Source organism: Phenylobacterium sp. (assembly GCF_030693625.1).
In the GTDB taxonomy this organism is placed as follows: Bacteria; Pseudomonadota; Alphaproteobacteria; order Caulobacterales; family Caulobacteraceae; genus Phenylobacterium; species Phenylobacterium ferrooxidans.
The window spans coordinates 1-17,020 of the sequence record NZ_JAUYAF010000027.1 but is presented as its reverse complement, the minus strand read 5'-3'; the positions used below and the strand labels follow the sequence as shown (position 1 = coordinate 17,020).

Sequence of the window (17,020 nt, the reverse complement as noted above, 5' to 3'; positions counted from 1 at the left end):
TTTCCCAGCGCCGTTCAATCGCAGCTTGGCCCCGTCATGCGGCGGCTGGTCGCGCTCCAAGCGTCGGCGGAGCGCCAAAGCTTGCGCATTGCCTGTTCTAGCGCCACATCTGGCCCATGTTTATCCAGACCGAACCGACGCCCAATCCCGAGGTCCTGAAGTTCCTGCCCGGACAGACGGTCCTGGCGGAAGGCTCGCGAGATTTCCGCAGCCCCCTGGAAGCCGAGGCCTCGCCCCTGGCCGCCGACCTCTTCGAGATCGACGGCGTCGACCGGGTTTTCTTCGGGACCGACTTCGTCACCGTGGGCAAGAACCCCGACGCCGATTGGCCGCACCTGAAGGCGCCGGTCCTGGCCGCCATCATGGACCACTTCGCCTCGGGCCGGCCGCTGTTCGCCGCCGAGGCCAGCGCCGAAAGCGGCGGCCATGACGACGACGCCGTCTACGACGCCGACACCGCCCAGGTGGTGGCCGAGATCAAGGACCTGCTGGACACCCGCATCCGTCCGGCCGTGGCCCAGGACGGCGGAGACATCCTGTTCAACCGCTTCGAGCCCGACACCGGAGTCGTTTGGCTGCACATGCGCGGCGCCTGCTCAGGCTGCCCGTCCTCCTCGGCGACCCTGAAGGCCGGCGTCGAGAACATGCTCAAGCACTATGTGCCCGAAGTGACCCGGGTCGAGCAGACCCTCTGATCCTTCTCGCGATAGACACCTGCCTGGGCGCCTGCTCGGCCGCCGTCCTCGACGGTGGGCGAGTGCTGGCCTCTCGCGTCGAGCCCATGGCCCGCGGCCACCAGGAGCGCCTCGCCCCCCTCGTGGCGCAGGTGATGACACAGGCCGGCGTCGCCTTCGACCAGCTTGATCGGGTCGGCGTCACCATCGGCCCTGGCTCCTTCACCGGCCTGCGGGTGGGGCTGGCCTTCGCCAAGGGCCTGGGGGCGGCGCTGTCGATCCCCGTTGTTGGGGTCGGGGTGCTGGAGGCCCTGGCCCATCCGCTGTCGGGAACCGTGTTCGCCGTGCTCGACGCCAAGCGTGACCAGGTCTACCTCCAGGCCTTCGCCGACGGCGTCGCGGTCAGCGCGCCCGACGCCCTGCCGCCCGGGACGGCCGCCGCGCGCCTGGCCGAGCTGGCCGGGGCGGGGAATGTGACCCTGGTGGGCTCCGGCGCGCCCCTGCTGGCGGGCGCCCTGCCCCACGCCGCGGTGGTCGCCGCCGACCACGCCGATCCCGTCGCGGTGGCCCAGATCGCCGCCGTCCGCCTGCCGGTCCCGCCCCGCCCGCTCTATCTCCGCGCCCCCGACGCCAAGCTGCCGGGCGGCCGCGACCTGCCGGCATGAACCTGCGCCCCGCCGCCGAGGCCGACCTCGACGCCCTGTCGCAGGTGCACCGCCGCGCCTTCACCCCGGGCTGGGGGCCTGAAGAGATCGCCGACCTGGCCAGCGGCCCGGGCGCCTTTGGCCTGCTCGTGGAGGACGGGGCGCCGCTGGGCATGATCCTCTGCCGGGCCCTGGCCGGCGAGGCCGAGGTCCTGACCCTAGCGGTGGATCCCGACGCGCGGCGTCGAGGCGTCGCCCGCGCCCTGGTGGCGGCCGCGGCCATGGCGGCCAGGTCGGCGGGGGCGCAGGCCATGTTCCTGGAGGTGGCTGTGGACAACGATCCCGCCCTCGCCCTCTACGAAGCCCACGGTTTTGTTCGCGCCGGCCGCCGGCCCAGCTATTATGACCGCGGCGGCGGCATCTATGTGGACGCCGTTGTCATGCGTCTCGACCTCGGCGACGGGTCCCTCTAGACCTGTGACGCTCGCTATACGATGTCGGAGCCCTCGGGCTCCGTCGGCATTTGGAAATCAGGAGTCGGTTCGTGGACCGGATCGAAAATCTCTGTGTCGAAAAGGGCATGCGCATGACCGAGCAGCGCCGCGTGATCGCGCGCGTGCTGTCGGCGGCTCATGATCATCCCGACGTGGAAGAGCTTTACCGCCGTTCCCACCAGGTGGATCCGCACATCTCCATCGCCACGGTCTACCGCACGGTGCGGCTGTTCGAGGAAGCCGGCATCATCGCGCGCCACGACTTCCGCGACGGCCGCTCGCGCTATGAGGAAGCCACCGAGGTCCATCACGACCACCTCATCGACATGAAGTCGGGCAAGGTCATCGAGTTCGTAGACGACGAGATCGAGGCCCTGCAGGAGGCCATCGCCCGCAAGCTCGGCTACAAGCTGGTGGATCACCGTCTGGAGCTCTACGGCGTCCCGATGGAGGAGTAGGCTGGCCGGTCGGCTTGCTTGCGCCTGTCCACAGCCGCATAAACCCCGCCATGTCCGACCCCGCGCCCATCCGGCGTCTCTTCATCAAGACCTACGGCTGTCAGATGAATGTCTATGACAGCGAGCGGATGGCTGACGTGCTCAGCCCCCTGGGCTACGCCATGGCCGAGCGCCCCGAGGACGCCGACCTGGTGGTGCTCAACACCTGCCACATCCGGGAGAAGGCCACCGAGAAGGTCTATTCCGAGCTCGGCTACATCAAGCAGATGAAGCTGGCCCGCCAGGCGGCCGGCCAGTCCATGACCATCGCCGTGGCCGGCTGCGTCGCCCAGGCCGAGGGCAAGGAAATCATGCACCGCCAGCCGGCGGTGGACCTGGTCATCGGGCCCCAGGCCTATCACCAGCTGCCCGAACTGATCGCCCGCACCCACCGCGCCAAGGGCGAGCGCCTTTCGGCCGACTTCGCCGCGGAGGCCAAGTTCGATCGCCTGGGGTCGGACCGCAAGCCGTCCGGGGTCACGGCCTTCCTGACCATCCAGGAGGGCTGCGACAAGTTCTGCACCTTCTGCGTGGTGCCCTATACGCGGGGGGCGGAATTCTCCCGGCCCGTGGAGGCCATCCTGGCCGAGGCCCGCAGCCTGGCCGCGCAGGGCGTGCGCGAGGTCACCCTGCTGGGCCAGAACGTCAACGCCTACAGCGGCGAAGGCGGCCTGGCGGGCCTGGCTCGCAAGCTGTCGCAGATCGAGGGCCTGGACCGCATCCGCTACACCACCAGCCACCCCGCCGACATGGACGACGCCCTGATCGAGGCGCACGGCGAGGTCGAGGCCCTGATGCCCTATCTGCATCTGCCGGTGCAGGCCGGCTCCGACAAGATCCTGCGGGCCATGAACCGCGCCCACACCGCGCAGAGCTACCTGCGGCTGGTGGAGAAGATCCGCAAGGCCCGGCCCGACATGGCCATGGCCGGCGACTTCATCGTCGGCTTCCCGGGCGAGCGCGAGAGCGACTTCGAAGCCACCCTGCAGCTGGTGGCCGAGGTCGGCTATGCCGCGGCCTTCTCCTTCAAATACTCCCGCCGCCCCGGCACGCCCGCCGCCGCCATGCCCGGCCAGGTGGCCGAAGAGGTCAAGGATGAGCGGCTGGCCCGCCTCAACGCTCTGCTGGACGAACAGCAGGCCGCCTTCAACGAAAGCCAGGCGGGCAAGACCCTGCCGGTGCTGTTCGAGCGCGCCGGACGCCATCCGGGTCAACTTTCCGGCCGCAGCCCCTATCTGCAGGCGGTGCATGTGAACGGTCCGGATCATCTGATCGGCCAGATCGTTCCGGTTCACATCGAGAGCGCGGCCAAGATGAGCCTCGCCGGGTCCCTGGCATTGGAGTTCGCTTGAGTAAGGCGCCTGAATTCATCCCCCTCTCCGACATCGCCGTCCGCGCGGTGGGCGGGGCGGCCGGCCGGCACGCGGCCCTTATCGAGGACGCCTTCGACGTCTTCATCGAAACCCCGGGCGGCGGGGTGTCGATCAATGGCGACTCCAAGGGCCGCGCCAACGCCAAGCGGGTGGTGGAGCAGATCGCCGAGCGCGCCGACCAGGGCCTGGAGATCACCGAGGCCGACGTCCGGGTGGCCATCGGCCAGGTGCGGGTGGGCCGCGGCAGCGCGCCAGGCAGCCTGCCCTCGGGACGTCGGGGCCAGGTGGCGCCAAAGACGCCGGGCCAGGCCCGCTATCTCCAGGCGCTGGCCGCCTGCGAACTGGTGTTCGGCCTGGGCCCCGCCGGCACGGGCAAGACCTTCCTGGCCGTGGCCCATGGGGCGGGCATGCTGCTGCGCGGCGAGGTGGAGCGCCTGATCGTCAGCCGTCCGGCGGTGGAGGCGGGCGAACGCCTTGGCTTCCTGCCCGGCGACCTGTCGGAAAAGGTCGATCCCTATATGGCGCCGGTCTGGGAGGCGCTGACCGACATTCTGGGCGCCGACCAGTTCAAGCGGCGGCGTGAGAAGGGGGAGATCGAGGTGGCGCCCATCGCCTTCCTGCGCGGCCGCACCCTGAACCACGCCTTCGTCATCGTCGACGAGGCCCAGAACACCACCCGCCTGCAGATGAAGATGGTGCTGACCCGCCTGGGCGAGGGTTCGCGCATGGCGGTGACCGGCGACCCCAGCCAGATCGACCTGGTAAATTCCGCCGACTCGGGCCTGGCGCACGCCGTCGGCCTGCTGGAGGGCGTCAAGGGCGTGGGGGTCAACCGCTTCACCGTCGAGGACGTGGTGCGCCATCCGATGGTGGAGCGCATCGTGCGGGCCTATGACGCCGACGCCGCCAAGCGCGGACGCTCCATTTGATCGACGTCGAGATCGAGGACGAAGCCTGGGCGCGGGACCTTCCAGACGCCGAGGCCCTGGTGGTGGCCGCCGCGCGGGCCGCCCTGGCCGGCGCCCAGCGGGCCGGCGCGGTGGTGGTCCTGCTGACCGACGACACCGGTGTCGAGGACCTCAACAGCCGTTTCCGGGGCAAGGACACGGCGACCAATGTGCTGTCCTTCCCGGCCCCGCCGAATCCCGAGGATCACCTGGGGGACGTGGCCCTCGCGCACGGGGTCTGCGTCCGCGAGGCCGCCGAGCAGGGCAAGACCCTGGCCCACCATCTGCAACACCTTGTGGCGCACGGGGTGCTGCATCTTGTAGGGTACGACCACGAAACCGACGACGACGCCGAGGACATGGAAGGTCTGGAGCGCGTGGTCATGGCCGGTCTGGGGGCCCCTGATCCCTACGGCGCCGAACAGGGAGACGATGGCTAGTTCCGAAGACCCGCCCGCAGCCGCGCGCAAGAGCCGCGGCATACGGGCCTTCCTGAGACGGCTGCGCGGCGCGGGCGGCATGGAGCCGCCGCCGACCCCGGTGGACCTGGTGGGCGACCGCATGGTCGACCAGGCCCAGGCCTTCCAGACCCTGAGGGTCGATGACGTCATGACCCCACGCGCCGACATTGTCGCCGTGGAGCTCACCACCCCCTTCTCCGGCCTCGTGGAGCGGTTCGTTGAAGCCGAGCACAGCCGTATGCCGATCTATCGCGAGACCCTCGATGATCCGGTCGGCGTGGTGCACGTGAAGGACATCTTCAAGCTGATGGCTGGCCCCAAGCCCAAGGGCGGCAAGCCACCCGGGCCTGACGACGCCATCCTGCAGAAAGTGCGCCGCGACGCCCTCTATGTGCCGGCCTCCATGCGCGCCGCCGACCTGCTGCTGCGCATGCAGACCAGCCGGATCCACATGGCCCTGGTGATCGACGAGTTCGGCGGCACCGATGGCCTGGTGACCCTGGAGGACCTGGTGGAGGCGGTGGTCGGCGAGATCGACGACGAACACGACGACGCCCAGGCGGCCGGCGTCGTCGCTCGCCCAGGCGGGGTGTTCGAGGTTGACGCCCGCGCGCCCCTGGAGGAGCTGGAGGTCGCCGTCGGCGCCGAACTGGCCCCGCCGGACCTTGAGGAAGAAATCGACACCGTGGCGGGGCTGGTGACGGCCCTGGCCGGCCGGGTGCCGCAGCGCGGCGAGGTGATCAGCCACCCGGCGGGCTTTGAGTTCCAAGTCACCGACGCCGACCCGCGCCGGGTCAAGCGGGTGCGGGTGCGCCGGCTGCCCGAGCCGGACGTCATCATTTGAAGCTTCCCCTGACGCCGGCCTGGCGCGCGCGCATCCTGGCGGTCGTCGCTGGGGTCGGCGCGGGCCTGGCCCACCCGCCCTTGGGCCTGATCATCGGCATCGTGGCCTATGGCCTGCTGATGTGGCTGGCCGAGACGGGTGGCCCGCGACCCCTTCGCTCGGCCTTCTTCCGGGGCTGGCTGGCCGGGGTCGGCTATTTCGCGGTCGGCACCCACTGGATCACCGAACCCTTCATGGTGGACGCCGCCAACCAGGGCTGGATGGCCCCCATCGCCCTGCTGGCGATGTCCGGAGGCCTGGCGCTGTTCTGGGGCCTGGCGGCCCTGATCTACCGCCTCGCCGACGTGAAGGGCCCCTGGCGGGTGCTGGTCTTCGCCGGCGCATTGGCGCTCTGCGAGTGGCTGCGTGGCCACGTGCTCACCGGGTTCCCCTGGAACCTGCCCGGCGAGGCCTGGCGCGCAGGCTCGGCCCCGTCCCAGATGGCCTCGGTGGTGGGCGCCTACGGCCTGTCCTGGATCACCATCGCGCTCGGGGCCGCGACCGCCCTGCTGTGGACTCCGGGCCGGACCCGGCTGGCCGCCGGCGCGGCCATCGTCGCCGCCCTGGCGGGGCTCTACGGCTTCGGCGCCCTGCGGCTGGCCACAGCCAAGGCGACCGCCGCCGACGCCCCCATGGTGCGGCTGGTCCAGGCCAATATTGACCAGAAGGACAAGTGGAAGCCGGAGAACCTGGACATGGTGTTCTCCACCTATGTCGGCTTGACCACCCAGGCGTCTCAGGTCCGTCCCGACATCGTCATCTGGCCGGAGGGCGCCTTGCCCGCGGTGATCGACGACCTGCTGGCGCCCGGCAGCCCCTATGTCCTCCGGCTCACCGAGGCGCTGGCGCCCGGCCAGACCCTGATGATGGGCGCCAACCGGGTGGGGCCCGGCGCCAAGGGCGGCGTGGACTATTTCAACAGCCTGGTGGTGCTGCGCCGCGAGGCACCCGGCCTGCGGGTGACCGGGTTCTATGACAAGCACCGGCTGGTGCCCTTCGGGGAGTTCCTGCCGCTGGGAGACCTGGCCACCAGGCTCGGCATCCGCAGCCTGGTGCACATGCCCGAGGACTTCACCGCCGGCCCGCCGCCCCGGCCCATCCACCCGCAGGGTGTGCCGGCCCTGCAGCCGCTGATCTGCTATGAGGCCTTGTTCCCGGGCTTCGCGTCGGCCGCCGCCAAGCGGGGCGGCCAACGGGCGCAGTGGTTGCTGAACGTGTCCAACGACGCCTGGTTCGGGGCCAGCAGCGGTCCCTGGCAACACCTCAACATCGCGGCCTACCGTGCGATCGAGGAGGGCCTGCCGATCGCGCGGGCCACCCCGACGGGGGTGTCGACGATGATCGACGCCTATGGGGGTCCCATTTTGGGCGCCCGCCTAACCCTTGGAGAGCAAGGAATCATCGACGTTCGGCTGCCGCCGGCGCTCGCCCGTACGGTGTATTCACGTTTCGGGGACGGCGGACTCGCCATCATGTTGCTCTTATCCGCGTCCATCGCGGTGGCGGGACGTATTCGACGAGCACATTGAGTTGACGCGGGCGTCATCGTTTTGACGGCGGCGATCGACCTCGTCTATTGGGAAGCACATGGCCAAGGAATTCGACGTCGACCGATCCCCCAATCCGGTCGACCTTCACGTGGGACTGCGTATCCGGCTCCGGCGCAAGGAGCTGGGCGTGAGCCAGGAAAAACTGGCCGATTCGATCGGCCTGACCTTCCAGCAGGTCCAGAAATATGAGCGCGCCGCCAACCGGGTGAGCGCGTCGAAGCTGTGGGACATGGCCCGCGCGCTGCAGACCTCCATCTCCTATTTCTTCGATGGCCTGCCGGACGCCGAGCTCAACGCCCCGGCCTCCAGCGACGGCCCCTCGCCGGCCCACGCCTTCCTGATGACGCCAGAGGGCATGGAACTGGCCGCCGTCTTCCCGAAGGTGCGACGCGCCCGCGTGCGCCGCCGCATCCTCGACCTGGTCCGCGCCATGGTCGACGAGGATGACGGAGAGCCGGAACCGGCCGCGCCCCGCGAGCCCGCAAAAGTCGCCTGAGGATGAGGCCGCGGATCGCCGTCCTGCTGGATGAGAACACCAGCAGCGGCGCGACGCGCTACGAAGCCCACAAGGGCTATTTCCTGGGGCTGCGCGAGGCAGGCGCCGCGCCCTTCGGGCTGCCCTATTTCGCCGAGATGGTCCCGGGCGTCGTCGCCGACTTCGACGGCCTGCTCAGCGTCGGCGGGCGCTTCGCCTATCCACCGGCCTGGTATCTGGACGGCGAGGCCTCGTTCGCCCCGGACTCGCCGCGCCTGGAGGTGGAGCAGGCCCTGATGTCGGGCTTTCTGGCGGCGGGAAAGCCGGTGCTGGGGATCTGCGCCGGCATGCAGATGCTGGCCTGCCTGCACGGGTCCAGGCTCACCGCCGATGTGCGGACCCTGGGGGATGTCCTCGACCACGACAACCGGGACCAGAGGCACGAGATCTCAATCCTGCCCGGGTCGCAGCTGGCCAGCCTGATCGGGGCGCCGACCCTGGAGGTCAACAGCTTCCATCGCGAGGCCATCGCGCAACTGGGGTCCCGGGTGCGCGCCGTCGCCCATGCGCCCGACGGCGTCATCGAGGCTGTCGAGCTGGACGGGCCTGGCTTCGCCATCGGCATCCAGTGGCATCAGGAGTTGTTCGCCGGCGCCGACCACCCGGGCGACGCGATCTTCCGCGGCTTCGTCGCCGCCTGCGCGCCCCGATAACCCGCTAGCGGACCTTCAGGGCCAGGATCACCAGCAGGGCCGAGAGGCCCAGGTGCACCAGCATGAACCGCACCAGCACCTGGGTGTTGGACCAGCCCAGCTCCTTCCGGCAGTGGTCGTGCAGGGGAAAGCGGATGCCCGCCAGGATCTTCAGGCCGAAGAACCGCAGCAGGGCCACCTTCACCAGGCCAGTCGCGCCGTTCAGCAGGATCACCGAGCCCACCAGCAGCAGGAACAGTGGATTGTTGGTGGCCACCACCAGCATGCCGATCAGCAGGCCAAGCGGCCGGGACCCGGCGTCGCCCATCAGCACCAGACTGGGAGCGGCGTTGTACCAGAGGTAGCCCGCGACGCAGCCCACCATCAGGAAGGCCATGATCGCCCAACTCGCCCCTTCGGCGCTGACCGGGATGTTGAGGTGGCCGGCCACCACCTCGTTGCCGATCACCGCATAGAGCAGGCCGCCCAGCAACAGGATGGCTGTGCCTGTCAGGCTGCCCGAGACCCCGTCCACGCCGTCCGAACAGTTGGTGGCGTTGATGGACAGCCAGATGATGGCGGTGCCCAGGGGAATGGAGAGCCAGGGGCCAAGGGTCAGGACCCCTTTCCAGCCCGGCAGCCAGATGGTGGCGGGCATGAAGCCATAGATCACCATGGCGGCGCCCAGGGCGATCGCCAGGTCCATGACGGCCAGCTGGTACTCCGAGAAGCCGCCCCGCCGGTCATCGAAGTAGCCCACCAGCATGGCCGCCAGCATGAGCGGCAGGGTCAGCAGGCAGCGGGCTCCAAAGGGCACGAAGATCAGGCAGGCGACGCAGAAGATGCTGACGAAGATCAGGCCCGCGCTGATCGGCTTGCCGACGCTCATCTCAGCGTTGACCGCGAAGGCGCGGCCCCGGTCGGTGGGCAGGCGCGACCAGAGGCGGGGCAGCGCGACCCAGGTGGCGAGCGCGCTCACCGCGAAGCCGATGGCGGCCAGGAAAAAGAAGGACTCAAACAGGCGCAGCGGTCCCCAGGCCTGTCCGAGGTTCGCGTGGATCCAGCTCAGCATGCGTGTGAAGTCCGAGGTGACCGGAGAGCCCGTTCTAGCGCGCGCCGGAATTCACCGACAAAGGGGAATCGCCTGCTCGCCGCCGATTCATCCGGCGGTAGAGGGTCAGGGTTAAACCGTCGCCCGGGGCGCGGCCCCGCTTGCGGGATATAAAGATTTCTTTATAGGATTTCCGCGACCTTCCAGATCGCCGCTCCCGCACGCGGCGCTCGCGCATTTTCCGGAGCCTTCACTTGAGCCGTTCCTCCTACATCTTCACCTCGGAAAGCGTTTCCGAAGGCCATCCCGACAAGGTCGCCGACCGCATCTCCGACACCGTGGTCGACGCCTTCCTGGCCGCGGAGCCCGAGGCCCGCGTCGCCTGCGAGACCCTGGTGACCACCAACCGCATCGTGCTGGCCGGTGAAGTCCGCGCCGGCAAGCCGGGCGCCTCCAAGGCCGAGAACAAGCAGATGACCAAGGATATCCTTGGCACCCTGGAGCCGCTGGTGCGCGCCGCGGTCAAGGACATCGGCTACGAGCAGAAGGGCTTCCACTGGCAGAAGGCGAAGTTCGCCAACCACCTGCACGCCCAGTCGGCCGACATCGCCCAGGGCGTGGACTCGTCCAACAAGAAGGACGAAGGCGCCGGCGACCAGGGCATCATGTTCGGCTACGCCTGCGACGAGACGCCGGAACTGATGCCGGCCACCCTGCAGTATTCGCACAATATCCTCAGCAAGCTGGCCGCCGTGCGCCACTCGGGCGAGGCCAAGGGCCTGGAGCCCGACGCCAAGAGCCAGGTGACCCTGCTGTATCAGGACGGCCGCCCGGTCGAGGTGTTGCAGATCGTGGTCTCCACCCAGCACGCCAAGAAGATCGGCGAGAACACCGCCTCGTCGAAGCGCATCCTCGAGCTGATCAAGCCTTACGTCCTCGGCGTCTTCCCCGACGGCCTGGTGACCAAGAAGACCAAGTGGCACGTCAACCCGACCGGCAAGTTCCTGATCGGCGGGCCGGACGGCGACGCGGGCCTGACGGGCCGCAAGATCATCGTCGACACCTACGGCGGGGCGGCCCCGCATGGCGGCGGCGCCTTCTCCGGCAAGGACCCGACCAAGGTTGACCGTTCGGCGGCCTATCTCTGCCGCTACCTGGCCAAGAACGTGGTGGCCGCGGGCCTGGCCCGGAAGTGCACCATTCAGATCAGCTACGCCATCGGCGTCGCCAACCCGCTCTCCTTCTATGTCGATCTGCACGAGACCGGCGAAGTCGACGCGGCCAAGCTGGAAAAGATCCTTCCCGAACTGGTGGGCGGCGCCACGCCGCGCGCCATCCGCGAGCACCTCGGCCTCAACAAGCCGATCTACGCCCGCACCGCGGCCTACGGCCACTTCGGCCGCACGCCCGACAAGGACGGCGGCTTCTCCTGGGAGAAGACCGACCTCGTGGAAAAGCTGCGGGCCGCCCTCTGATCGAGGCGCTCCGGCGCTGGGCGTTCTCGCTGCGTCGAGACGCCCACGCCGTCTGGCTGGCGGCGCGTGACCCACGCACGCCGGTCGCCGCCAAGCTGCTGGGTCTGGCCGTTGCGGCCTACGCCCTGTCGCCGATCGACCTCATCCCCGACTTCATCCCGCTCCTGGGGTATCTCGACGATCTGGTTCTGGTCCCGCTCGGCCTTTGGCTGGCGATCCGCTTGATCCCGGCCCGGGTGATGGACGATCACCGCGCCGCCGCCGAGGCCGCTGCGCGCCGACCGGTGAGCAAGATCGCGGCCGGCGCCGTGATCCTCATCTGGCTGGCCTTCGTCATCGCAGGCGGGATGCTGCTGGCTCGCCACGTGCGGCTGGGCTAGAGGGCGCGGCATGGATAGCCACCCACCCCTCCGGTCCTTCGGCCGCCTCAAGTCGCGGCCGATCAAGCCGCGCCAGGCCGCCCTGATGGACAGCTTGCTGCCGCAGGTCCGCGCGCCGCTGGAGAACTTCGACCCCAAGACCCTGCTGCCCGACGCGCGCGAGGTCTGGCTGGAGATCGGGTTCGGCGGCGGCGAGCACATGGCGGCCCAGGCCGCGCGATCCCCCGACACCCTGATCATCGGCGCCGAGCCGTTCCTCAACGGCGTCGCCAGCGCCCTGCGGCATGTGGAGGAGGCGGGCCTCCGGAACGTGCGCATCCATGACAACGATGTGCGCGATCTGATGGCGCGGATGCCCGACGCCTGCCTGGACCGTGTGTTTGTCCTGTTCCCCGATCCCTGGCCCAAGGCGCGCCACAACAAGCGCCGCCTGATCCAGGCCGAGACGATCGCCGAGCTGGCGCGGCTGCTGAAACCCGGCGGCCGACTGCGCTTCGCCACCGACTGGGCCGACTATGCCGACTGGACCCTGGAGCGGGTGCTGGCCGGCGGCCAGTTCGCCTGGCCGGCGGAACGCGCCGATGACTGGCGCGTCCCGCCCGCCGACCACATCACCACGCGCTATGAGGAAAAGCGCCTGGGCGACTGCGCGCCGGTGTTCCTGGACTTCGTGAGGGCCTGACTACTTCAGTTGCTTGAGCTTGGCGGCGGCCTTCTCAGCCTCCACCTTGGTGTTCAGCTCGATGCCCTGGCGGATCAGCTCGCCCGTCTCTTCCGGATCGGCCCAGCGGACGATCTCGACCGACTTGCCCTTTTCCAGGTCCTTGTAGTGCTGGAAGAAGTGGGCGATCTGCTCGGTGAGGATCGAGGGCAGGCCGCGCCAGCTGTCCAGTCCCGCATAGAAGGGGTGCAGCTTGTCCACCGGCACGGCGAGGATCTTTTCGTCGTTGCCGGCCTCGTCCACCATCATCAGGCAGCCGATCGGGCGGCAGCGGATGATCGCGCCGGGCACCACCGGGGTGGGCCCCACCACCAGGATGTCCATCGGGTCGCCGTCCCCCGAAAGGGTGTGGGGTACGAAGCCGTAATTGCCCGGATAGAACATGGCGGTGTGCAGGAAGCGGTCGACATAGATCGCGCCGCTTTCCTTATCGAGTTCATACTTCACCGGTTCCCCGCCTTGCGGAATCTCGATGATGGCGTTGACGTCGTACGGCGGATTGAAGCCCACCGAGATCTTGGAAATGTCCATGGGGAGATGGCCTTTTCACACACAGGGAAGTAGCCGCGGTCTTTGGACTATTCGGTGCGGCGGATAAAGGCCTGCTTGACGCGATCCCCGGCGTGGGCAGGCTCTGCGTCCATGCCGCGCATCTTCATCATCGGGCCCGGCGGAGTCGGCAAGACCACGGCGGGGGGCGAACTGGCCCGCCTGCTGGGCTGCCCCTTCCTGGACCTTGACCAGGAATTTATGGCCCGCATCGGCGATATCGGCGGTGTGATCCAGGACCAGGGCTATCTCCGCTACGTCGAGTTGAACGCCGCTCTGTTCGCGACTCTGGTGGAAGAGCTTTCTGAGACCGCGGTGGTCCCGCTCTCCTCCGGCTTCCTGGCGCGTGAGACCCCGCCCGGCCTGCTGGCGGCCAACCAGGCCGGGGTGAGGGCGACCGGAACCTCGATCCGTCTACTTCCTTGTGAAGACCTGGAGGCCGCGACCCGCATCGTCGTCGCTCGCCAGCTTGGTCGGGGCATCGGTCTCGAGCCCGAGCGCGAGGCCGCCAAGTTCCCCCGCCGTTTCGCCGACTATCTTGACCAGGGCGACATCCGCATCTTCAGCACGGCCGGACCCGCCGAGATCGCCGCGGAGATGGCGCGCGCCCTGGGGCTGACAAGGTCCTGAGGGAGTGCTATAGAGGCGCTCACATCGTCCGTAAGCGCTGGATAGCGCCTATGAGCGGCAGGCTTCGGCCCGGCCGCTTTTTTGTTGCCGGAGAGCCGCCGAGCCTATGCGAGGCAAGACCGCAGAAGATAAATCGCTCCTGGAGCTGCTGGACCCGGTGGCGCAGGCCTCGGGATACGAGATCGTCCGCCTGCGCCTGATGGGCGGCGAGCACGCCCGGCGCCTGCAGATCATGGCCGAGACCCCCGACGGCGAGATGATCGTCGAGGACTGCGCCAAGCTGTCGCGCGCCATCTCCGAGGTGATGGACGCCGCCGATCCGATCAGCGGCGAATACACCCTGGAAGTCTCCTCCCCCGGGGTCGACCGTCCGCTGACCCGGATGAAGGACTTCGCCAACTATGAGGGCCATGAGGCCCGCCTCGAACTCGACCGCGTCGCCGACGGCCGCAAACGCTTCCGCGGCATGCTGGCCGGCGTCGAGAACGACAATGTCGCCATCGATCTGGAAGGAGAGGCGGAGACCGCCTTGGTGCCCTTCGCCTGGATCGTTGAGGCCAAACTGATCCTGACCGACCAGCTGATGAAGCGCGGCGCCGACGAGCGCGCCGCACGGCTGGCCGACACCCCGCAACAGACGCCCGAGCAAGAGGACTAAGATCATGAGCCTGACCGGCATTTCAGCCAACCGGCTTGAACTCCTGCAGATCGCCGAGGCCGTGGCCCGCGAGAAGTCGATCGACAAGGAGATCGTCATCGAGGCGATCGAGGAGGCGATCCAGAAGGGCGCTCGCTCGCGCTACGGCGCCGAGCACGACATCCGGGTCCATATCGATCCCAAGACCGGTGAGACCATCATCAAGCGCGTGATCACCGTGATCCCCGATGACCTGGTCTATGAAGCCGAGGACAGCGAGGACGGTCCCAGCGAGCCCATGGGGTCGCGCCGCCTGAAGGAAGCCCTCAGCGTCGACAAGGACGCCTTCGTCGGCAAGACCTACGAAGAGGTCCTGCCGCCCTTCGAGTTCGGCCGGGTCCAGACCCAGATGGCCCGCCAGGTGGTGACCGGCAAGGTCCGCGAAGCCGAGCGTGAGCGCCAGCACGAAGAGTTCAAGGACCGCGTGGGCGAGATCGTCAACGGCGTGGTCAAGCGGGTCGAGTACGGCAACACCGTGGTCGACCTGGGCCGCGGCGAAGGCATCATGCGCCGCGACCAGTCGATCCCGCGCGAGAACTTCAACATCGGCGACCGGATCCGCTGCTACATCTACGACGTCCGCCGCGAGACCAAGGGCCCGCAGATCCTGCTGTCCCGCGCCCACGGCGGCTTCATGGCCAAGCTGTTCGCCCAGGAAGTTCCTGAAGTGTACGACGGCGTCATCGAGATCCGCGCTGTGGCCCGCGATCCGGGCTCGCGCGCCAAGATGGCCGTGGTCTCCAACGACAGCTCCATCGACCCCGTCGGCGCCTGCGTCGGCATGCGCGGTTCGCGCGTGCAGGCGGTGGTGGCCGAGCTGCAGGGCGAGAAGATCGACATCATCCAGTGGAGCCCGGACGAGGCGACCTTCATCGTCAACGGTCTGGCCCCCGCCGAAGTCTCCAAGGTCGTCATGGACGAGGAGGACGAGCGCGTCGAAGTCGTCGTTCCCGACGAGCAGCTCAGCCTCGCCATCGGCCGTCGCGGCCAGAACGTCCGCCTCGCCAGCCAGCTGACCGGCTGGCAGATCGACATCATGACCGAGAGCCAGGAGAGCGAGCGCCGTCAGCGCGAGTTCACCGAGCGCACCGCCCTGTTCCAGGAAGCCCTGGACGTCGACGAGGTCATCGCCCAGCTGCTGGTCACCGAGGGCTTCGCCTCGGTTGAAGATGTCGCCTATGTCGAGAACGCCGAAGTCGCCGCCATCGAGGGCTTCGACGAGGACACCGCTGAGGAAATCCAGGCCCGCGCCCGCGACTTCCTGGAGAAGGAAGCCGCCGAACTGGACGCCAAGCGCCGCGAATACGGCGTCGAGGACAGCCTGCTGGAGATCGAGGGCGTCACCCTGCCGGTCGCCGTGGCCCTGGGCGCCGGCGATGTGAAGACCGTCGAGGACCTGGCCGGCCTGATCCCCGACGATCTGCGCGGCTGGTTCGAGAGCAAGGACGGCGACCGGGTTCGCGAGCCGGGCATCCTGGAAGCCTTCAACCTGGACGCGGCCGACGCCGAGGCCCTGATCATGCGCGCCCGCGTGGTGATGGGCTGGGTCGAGGCCCCGCCCGAGCCGGAAGCCCAGGAAGTGGCCCAGGTCGAGCTCTCGGAAGAGGAGCAGGTTTTCGGTGTTCGTGGGGCTCAGACCGCCGCGCCCGTCGAGGCCGAAGTCGAGCCCGGGGCTGAACAAGCAGCGCCGCCCGCCGACAACGAGGAGGCGTAAGCCTCAGCGTGACCGCCTCTACCGTCCCCACCACCCTGGCGCAGGTCGCGCGCGAGCGGCGCGACATCGTCACGGGCGAGGTGATGGCCGAGGAGCGCCTGATCCGCTTCGTGGCGGGTCCGGGCGGGGTCGTGGTCCCAGACCTGGCGCGCAAGCTGCCGGGCCGGGGAATGTGGGTCGCCGCCGATCGCGCTTCGGTGGAGACCGCGGCGCGCAAGGGGCTGTTTTCCCGCTCCGCCAAGGCCAAGCTGAGCGCCAGTCCCGACCTCGCCGACCAGGTGGACAGCCTGCTGCGGCGGCGCGTCCTGGACGGGCTGGGCCTTGCCAAGCGGGCGGGCGATCTTATCTCAGGCTACGAAAAGGTCGCTGCCGCGCTGAACGCCGGCCGCGCGGCCTGGGTGATCGAGGCCGCCGACGGCGCGCAGGACGGTCGCCGCAAGATCCTCAATGTGGCCCGCAAGTCACCGCGCGCGCCCAAGCTTCTCGGACTCTATTCCAATGAGGAATTGGGTTTGGCCTTGGGCGGAGAGAATGTGATACACACCGCCTTCCTTGCGGGGCGCGGCGCCGATCAGTGGACTTTCGATGTCCACCGTCTATCTGGCTTCCGCCCGCTCCTTCCCGAGAGTTGGCGCGAGGAGCCCTGAAGAGGCGGGCGGAACGAATTTCGTTCCGCGCGCCTAAAGCTATTGAACGTGGTCGGAACGCCCGGCCGGTATGTAAAGCGAGCGCATGAGCGACGACAACGACAACGGCCGGCCCCCCGCCCCTGGCGGACGCACACCTCTAACCCTGAAGCCGCGTGGCGTCGCAGGGTCGGTGAGCGCGGGTACGGTGAAGCAGAGCTTCAGCCACGGCCGGTCCAAGACCGTGGTCGTCGAGACCAAGCGCGCCCGCACCCACACGGCCCCGCCAGGCAATCTGGCCGCGCCGTCTCCGGCCGAGAAGCGGGTGTTCACCCCGCCGGCCCCTTCGGCGCCACGTCCGGCCGGCGGCCCCACCGCCGACGGTAATCTCTCGGCTGAGGAACAACGCGCCCGTCAGCGCGCCATCGAACTCGCCCGCGAACACCAGGCCCGCCAGGCCGCTGAGCAGGCGGCCCGCGAGGCCGCG

Annotated in this window: 20 protein-coding genes and 1 pseudogene; 19 read left to right on the top strand and 2 right to left on the bottom strand. The window is 68.9% G+C overall.

Annotated features, from left to right (window positions below):
* Positions 1-116 precede the first annotated feature (116 nt).
* The 11 genes from Q8N10_RS06000 (at position 117) to Q8N10_RS05950 (ending at position 8,711) form a co-directional block, all read left to right on the top strand.
* The gene (locus Q8N10_RS06000; protein WP_304780363.1) at positions 117-695 is read left to right on the top strand and encodes a NifU family protein; all 579 of its coding nucleotides are present in this window, start codon (positions 117-119) and stop codon (positions 693-695) included.
* Positions 695-1,339: a tRNA (adenosine(37)-N6)-threonylcarbamoyltransferase complex dimerization subunit type 1 TsaB gene (gene tsaB, locus Q8N10_RS05995; protein WP_304780756.1), complete on the top strand. Its 645-nt coding sequence runs from the start codon at positions 695-697 to the stop codon at positions 1,337-1,339. Before Q8N10_RS06000 ends, tsaB begins: the two co-directional genes overlap by 1 nt.
* The gene (locus Q8N10_RS05990) at positions 1,336-1,791 is read left to right on the top strand and encodes a GNAT family N-acetyltransferase (RefSeq protein ID WP_304780360.1); all 456 of its coding nucleotides are present in this window, start codon (positions 1,336-1,338) and stop codon (positions 1,789-1,791) included. Before tsaB ends, Q8N10_RS05990 begins: the two co-directional genes overlap by 4 nt.
* A 71-nt stretch (positions 1,792-1,862) precedes the next feature.
* Positions 1,863-2,270: a Fur family transcriptional regulator gene (locus tag Q8N10_RS05985; RefSeq protein WP_304780358.1), complete on the top strand. Its 408-nt coding sequence runs from the start codon at positions 1,863-1,865 to the stop codon at positions 2,268-2,270.
* A 50-nt stretch (positions 2,271-2,320) separates the two neighbouring features.
* On the top strand, positions 2,321-3,661 hold the full coding sequence (miaB, locus tag Q8N10_RS05980; protein ID WP_304780356.1) for a tRNA (N6-isopentenyl adenosine(37)-C2)-methylthiotransferase MiaB: 1,341 nt from the start codon (positions 2,321-2,323) through the stop codon (positions 3,659-3,661).
* Positions 3,658-4,611, top strand: coding sequence for a PhoH family protein (locus Q8N10_RS05975; RefSeq protein WP_304780353.1), 954 nt, complete (start codon positions 3,658-3,660; stop codon positions 4,609-4,611). Before miaB ends, Q8N10_RS05975 begins: the two co-directional genes overlap by 4 nt.
* The gene (gene ybeY, locus Q8N10_RS05970; protein ID WP_304780350.1) at positions 4,608-5,069 is read left to right on the top strand and encodes an rRNA maturation RNase YbeY; all 462 of its coding nucleotides are present in this window, start codon (positions 4,608-4,610) and stop codon (positions 5,067-5,069) included. Before Q8N10_RS05975 ends, ybeY begins: the two co-directional genes overlap by 4 nt.
* The gene (locus tag Q8N10_RS05965; protein ID WP_304780347.1) at positions 5,062-5,934 is read left to right on the top strand and encodes a hemolysin family protein; all 873 of its coding nucleotides are present in this window, start codon (positions 5,062-5,064) and stop codon (positions 5,932-5,934) included. The genes ybeY and Q8N10_RS05965 overlap by 8 nt, the downstream gene beginning before the upstream one ends.
* Entirely contained in the window at positions 5,931-7,502 is a 1,572-nt protein-coding gene (lnt, locus tag Q8N10_RS05960; protein WP_304780345.1) for an apolipoprotein N-acyltransferase, read from the top strand. Before Q8N10_RS05965 ends, lnt begins: the two co-directional genes overlap by 4 nt.
* A gap of 58 nt (positions 7,503-7,560) precedes the next feature.
* Positions 7,561-8,019 (top strand): helix-turn-helix domain-containing protein, encoded by a 459-nt coding sequence (locus Q8N10_RS05955; RefSeq protein ID WP_304780342.1) that lies wholly within the window; start codon positions 7,561-7,563, stop codon positions 8,017-8,019.
* A 2-nt stretch (positions 8,020-8,021) separates the two neighbouring features.
* Positions 8,022-8,711 carry a gamma-glutamyl-gamma-aminobutyrate hydrolase family protein gene (locus Q8N10_RS05950; RefSeq protein WP_304780340.1) on the top strand — a complete coding sequence of 230 codons (690 nt, stop codon included), beginning with the start codon at positions 8,022-8,024 and terminating at the stop codon, positions 8,709-8,711.
* 4 nt (positions 8,712-8,715) lie between these two features.
* Here the strand turns inward: Q8N10_RS05950 and Q8N10_RS05945 are convergent, their stop codons facing one another.
* Complete coding sequence (locus tag Q8N10_RS05945; RefSeq protein WP_304780337.1) at positions 8,716-9,762, bottom strand: hypothetical protein; 1,047 nt, start codon at positions 9,760-9,762, stop codon at positions 8,716-8,718.
* 233 nt (positions 9,763-9,995) lie between these two features.
* Between Q8N10_RS05945 and metK the strand changes: the two genes are divergently transcribed.
* The 3 genes and pseudogenes from metK to trmB all read left to right on the top strand — a co-directional run bounded on the left by metK (position 9,996) and on the right by trmB (position 12,278).
* The gene (metK, locus tag Q8N10_RS05940; protein WP_304780334.1) at positions 9,996-11,216 is read left to right on the top strand and encodes a methionine adenosyltransferase; all 1,221 of its coding nucleotides are present in this window, start codon (positions 9,996-9,998) and stop codon (positions 11,214-11,216) included.
* An 11-nt stretch (positions 11,217-11,227) separates the two neighbouring features.
* Positions 11,228-11,596 (top strand): annotated as a pseudogene (locus Q8N10_RS05935) (YkvA family protein); the annotation flags it as partial.
* Positions 11,597-11,606: 10 nt separating this feature from the next.
* A complete protein-coding gene (gene trmB, locus Q8N10_RS05930; RefSeq protein ID WP_304780322.1) occupies positions 11,607-12,278 on the top strand; it encodes a tRNA (guanosine(46)-N7)-methyltransferase TrmB in 672 nt (223 codons plus the stop codon).
* On the opposite strand, the gene ppa is transcribed toward trmB, so the two are convergent.
* Positions 12,279-12,848, bottom strand: a complete 570-nt coding sequence (gene ppa, locus Q8N10_RS05925) for an inorganic diphosphatase (RefSeq protein ID WP_293497199.1) — start codon at positions 12,846-12,848, stop codon at positions 12,279-12,281.
* Between the two features lie 111 nt (positions 12,849-12,959).
* Here ppa and Q8N10_RS05920 point away from each other — a divergent pair, with 111 nt between their 5' ends.
* The 5 genes from Q8N10_RS05920 to Q8N10_RS05900 form a co-directional block, all read left to right on the top strand.
* The gene (locus Q8N10_RS05920; protein ID WP_304780318.1) at positions 12,960-13,496 is read left to right on the top strand and encodes a shikimate kinase; all 537 of its coding nucleotides are present in this window, start codon (positions 12,960-12,962) and stop codon (positions 13,494-13,496) included.
* A 106-nt stretch (positions 13,497-13,602) separates the two neighbouring features.
* Complete coding sequence (gene rimP / locus Q8N10_RS05915; protein WP_304780316.1) at positions 13,603-14,154, top strand: ribosome maturation factor RimP; 552 nt, start codon at positions 13,603-13,605, stop codon at positions 14,152-14,154.
* A 4-nt stretch (positions 14,155-14,158) separates the two neighbouring features.
* Positions 14,159-15,907, top strand: coding sequence for a transcription termination factor NusA (nusA, locus tag Q8N10_RS05910; protein WP_304780313.1), 1,749 nt, complete (start codon positions 14,159-14,161; stop codon positions 15,905-15,907).
* A gap of 8 nt (positions 15,908-15,915) precedes the next feature.
* A complete protein-coding gene (locus Q8N10_RS05905; RefSeq protein ID WP_304780310.1) occupies positions 15,916-16,554 on the top strand; it encodes an RNA-binding protein in 639 nt (212 codons plus the stop codon).
* A gap of 85 nt (positions 16,555-16,639) precedes the next feature.
* On the top strand, positions 16,640-17,020 hold a 381-nt coding region (locus Q8N10_RS05900; protein ID WP_305663877.1), incomplete at its 3' end, for an IF-2-associated domain-containing protein.

What these genes read in the sequence shown, in the direction of transcription:
- Q8N10_RS06000 (WP_304780363.1), top strand. Translation starts at nt 117, where the DNA reads ATGTTTATCCAGACCGAACCGACGCCCAATCCCGAGGTCCTGAAGTTC.
- Q8N10_RS05990 (WP_304780360.1), top strand. Translation starts at nt 1,336, where the DNA reads ATGAACCTGCGCCCCGCCGCCGAGGCCGACCTCGACGCCCTGTCGCAG.
- miaB (WP_304780356.1), top strand. Translation starts at nt 2,321, where the DNA reads ATGTCCGACCCCGCGCCCATCCGGCGTCTCTTCATCAAGACCTACGGC.
- Q8N10_RS05965 (WP_304780347.1), top strand. Translation starts at nt 5,062, where the DNA reads ATGGCTAGTTCCGAAGACCCGCCCGCAGCCGCGCGCAAGAGCCGCGGC.
- Q8N10_RS05955 (WP_304780342.1), top strand. Translation starts at nt 7,561, where the DNA reads ATGGCCAAGGAATTCGACGTCGACCGATCCCCCAATCCGGTCGACCTT.
- Q8N10_RS05950 (WP_304780340.1), top strand. Translation starts at nt 8,022, where the DNA reads ATGAGGCCGCGGATCGCCGTCCTGCTGGATGAGAACACCAGCAGCGGC.
- Q8N10_RS05945 (WP_304780337.1), bottom strand. Translation starts at nt 9,762, where the DNA reads ATGCTGAGCTGGATCCACGCGAACCTCGGACAGGCCTGGGGACCGCTG.
- trmB (WP_304780322.1), top strand. Translation starts at nt 11,607, where the DNA reads ATGGATAGCCACCCACCCCTCCGGTCCTTCGGCCGCCTCAAGTCGCGG.
- ppa (WP_293497199.1), bottom strand. Translation starts at nt 12,848, where the DNA reads ATGGACATTTCCAAGATCTCGGTGGGCTTCAATCCGCCGTACGACGTC.
- Q8N10_RS05920 (WP_304780318.1), top strand. Translation starts at nt 12,960, where the DNA reads ATGCCGCGCATCTTCATCATCGGGCCCGGCGGAGTCGGCAAGACCACG.
- rimP (WP_304780316.1), top strand. Translation starts at nt 13,603, where the DNA reads ATGCGAGGCAAGACCGCAGAAGATAAATCGCTCCTGGAGCTGCTGGAC.
- nusA (WP_304780313.1), top strand. Translation starts at nt 14,159, where the DNA reads ATGAGCCTGACCGGCATTTCAGCCAACCGGCTTGAACTCCTGCAGATC.